Below are 2857 nucleotides of genomic sequence, written 5' to 3'. Positions count from 1 at the left end.
TGTTACTCTACCTGTCGCTTAGCCATGTCGTTGGGCAGCAGTATGTTGACTTTGTCCTTAAGCCTGTTGATAAAGCTGACACGCTGGGAAGATACCTGGAGTTTAAGGATGCTCACGTTTCTGCTGACGAGATCGAGAATCACAAACTGGTTTGGAAAGTAAAAGAAGTGCGTGTCGGAGCCGCTTCTTTAAGAGAAAAACGCGTGCAGGCTTTTACCATGACAGATGAACAGCCTACCCAACAACATCCATATTTTGTAATCGGCTTCTACGAATTACTGGCCGGACACTATACCCGACTTGATACCTTCCGCGTTGGTAAAGATCACACCGTGGAGAAATTTGACTTCTTCGATAACAGGTGGACTCCGATAAGGTGATTGAAATATATACACCAACGTTGTAACTAAATAGGATGCCGATTTGCATACTCATTTATCATTTCACATCCATATATAAACCGCAAAGGATTCTGTATTTTCGCGACTTAAATTCACTATATAGAAGCAATGAAAAAGCAGGCGTTCAAATACTTCGGACTGATCTTTTTGGTTCTCATGGTATTTCATATACTGAAATTTGTTAATCGAAGAGAGGAATTTCATTTTGAGGGCACAAAAGACTTTTTCTATAAGCTCTATATGACCTTGCGATGGTCTGCCCCTATATATCTGTTGCTTGCAGCCATCGGAGGAATTATAATTGCTATCGTATTGCAAAAGCGTGAACAGAAAGGCGACAAGAAAGAAAGCGATAAGAAACAAAAGAGCAAAAAGAAATAAGAGTCATGCAAAAAGTAATCATCGTACTTGCCCTGGCTTTTTGCATCGTTAGCTGCGTTAGCCATAAAAAAAATTCTTATGACGAAACAGAAATCAGCAATTATAGCGACAGCACGCAAAACAGTCGCGTGTTGAAGTTTAAATATATTGCCATTATGGATACTATAACGGCTATCGTTGAAGGGAAAGTATCTGGTCTTGATTCAGACGAAGCAGCAACAGTTCAGCTAATAAATTCTTTTAACACCTATACACAAACAAGCGATACGCAGGGTCAATTCAAGTTCTATCATATCGCTGCAGGAACATATTTACTAAAAGCAACTTCCAACAGCTATAAACCATTAACGAAAGAAGGTCTGCATTTAGGAACCGGTGATATTGCTGAGCTACATATAGCAATGAAATCCATCGAATAAGAGTGTAGCAACAAATCTTCAGCTTTAGAATTACAGAAAAAATCTCATCAATTTCAACACGCACATTTTACAACTGACATAGGGCTGTCGCACACCCATTATACTTTTGTTTCAGTATATAAGTAAACAGAAATAAAAATGGAATCGACAGCAATGTTACGCGGCATGGCCAACGTTAGCCTCTGGGCCGATGATCTGAAAGAGGCCCGCACCTGGTATACTCGTGTATTTGGCACAGAGCCGTACTTTCAACGACCCGATACGGATAATCCATTCTATATAGAGTTTCGTGTTGGCGATTACCAGCATGAGGTAGGCATTGTAAGCAAGAAGTTTATGCCAAAAGTAGCTACTCCCGGTCCGGGCGGAGCTATACTATATTGGCATGTTGATGATGTTAAAAAAACGATGGCCGGCCTTTTAGCGATTGGTGCAAAAGAATATGAGCCCATCACAAAACGTGGCGAAGGGTTTATCACTGCATCGGTTCTTGATCCATTTGGCAATGTGTTGGGCATTATGTACAATCGTCATTACCTGGAGATGTTATCTTCTTTGAAAGAAAAATAAATGCAGGCACCGGTATGTCTGTAACAATTACCAGCGGTAAACGTCATGACCATAATAACTAAACTATGGACCCAAGAAAAAAGACCGCCAGACTTGCCGGAGCCCTATACCTCGTTGTTGTGCTTACAGGTATCTTTCACCTTATGTATGTTCCATCGCAGCTTAACGATTGGAGCGATGCATCGGCAACGTTCAATAATATAGCAACGCACGAAACTCTTTTCCGACTGGGTATCTTTGCCGGACTGTTGTGCTATATGGCATTCTTACTTCTGCCGCTAGTGCTATACCAGTTACTTAATCCTGTAAACAAAACGTACGCTGTACTAATGGTAGTGCTGGCAGAGGTGAGTGTACCGATATCATTTGTAAACATGCTTAACAAATTTGCTGTGCTCACCCTGATCAGCAAAGCCAGCTACCTCAGTGCGTTTGATGCTGCCGATCTGCAGTCTCAGGTAATGCTCCACCTTAGCTATTATAACAACGGCAATCAGTTAGCTTCTATATTTTGGGGGCTTTGGTTATTACCTTTTGGATACCTCGCGTTCAGGTCGGGTCTTATTCCTAAAGTACTGGGTATATTATTAATGGCCGGATGCTTTGGGTATGTCACAAACTTTGTTGGAGACTTTCTCTTTCCGAACTCGTATGATGGACTGGGTATCTCTTCCATTATTACCATACCAGCGGGTCTTGGTGAAATAGGCACTTGCCTATGGCTCTTGATTGCGGGTATAAAAAAGACAAGTCCGCCTGCACTGTAGTACTGAATGCAATCAGCACTATACCTATATATAACATTACATATTGATTTGAATTGTTGGATTTTGTTCGACTGACGTTAAAATTTGTTGAATTTCTCTGATTCAGCATCCAACGTTTCCTTGCTATAAGCGGTCTATATAGGAAGGTATTGTCGTGGGACCGATGCCATCCAAATAGTTTTTTGTGTTACATCATCCATTTTAATCAATTTCCTAACGGCCGGGCTACACAAAACCTGAAATAGCACGTGCAATCATACATGCTTACATAATGCATTTATACAATTGTTAATTTTAACTATGCACAGAATTATACTCA

The 2857-nt window shown here is 40.8% G+C and carries 5 protein-coding genes; all 5 read left to right on the top strand.

Annotation, left to right across the window (positions count from 1 at the left end; genetic code table 11):
* Window positions 1-380: hypothetical protein (locus tag VIN08_RS28440; protein ID WP_331973128.1), on the top strand; the 380-nt coding region annotated here is incomplete at its 5' end.
* A gap of 129 nt (window positions 381-509) precedes the next feature.
* Window positions 510-782 (top strand): hypothetical protein, encoded by a 273-nt coding sequence (locus VIN08_RS28435; protein ID WP_331973126.1) that lies wholly within the window; start codon window positions 510-512, stop codon window positions 780-782.
* Between the two features lie 5 nt (window positions 783-787).
* Window positions 788-1201 (top strand): carboxypeptidase-like regulatory domain-containing protein, encoded by a 414-nt coding sequence (locus VIN08_RS28430; RefSeq protein WP_331973125.1) that lies wholly within the window; start codon window positions 788-790, stop codon window positions 1199-1201.
* A gap of 138 nt (window positions 1202-1339) precedes the next feature.
* Window positions 1340-1771, top strand: a complete 432-nt coding sequence (locus tag VIN08_RS28425; RefSeq protein ID WP_331973123.1) for a VOC family protein — start codon at window positions 1340-1342, stop codon at window positions 1769-1771.
* A 65-nt stretch (window positions 1772-1836) separates the two neighbouring features.
* Window positions 1837-2538, top strand: coding sequence for a DUF4386 domain-containing protein (locus VIN08_RS28420; RefSeq protein WP_331973121.1), 702 nt, complete (start codon window positions 1837-1839; stop codon window positions 2536-2538).
* Window positions 2539-2857 lie beyond the last annotated feature (319 nt).

Origin of the sequence: Ohtaekwangia sp., from assembly GCF_036568665.1 — a bacterium.
In the GTDB taxonomy this organism is placed as follows: Bacteria; Bacteroidota; Bacteroidia; order Cytophagales; family Cyclobacteriaceae; genus Ohtaekwangia.
Note: the sequence above shows the minus strand (reverse complement) of the source record. Positions and strands in the feature narration are given on the sequence as shown.

Bases quoted from the DNA above. Each gene is read 5' to 3' on its own strand.
- VIN08_RS28435 (WP_331973126.1), top strand. From the start codon at position 510: ATGAAAAAGCAGGCGTTCAAATACTTCGGACTGATCTTTTTGGTTCTC.
- VIN08_RS28420 (WP_331973121.1), top strand. From the start codon at position 1,837: ATGGACCCAAGAAAAAAGACCGCCAGACTTGCCGGAGCCCTATACCTC.
- VIN08_RS28430 (WP_331973125.1), top strand. From the start codon at position 788: ATGCAAAAAGTAATCATCGTACTTGCCCTGGCTTTTTGCATCGTTAGC.
- VIN08_RS28425 (WP_331973123.1), top strand. From the start codon at position 1,340: ATGGAATCGACAGCAATGTTACGCGGCATGGCCAACGTTAGCCTCTGG.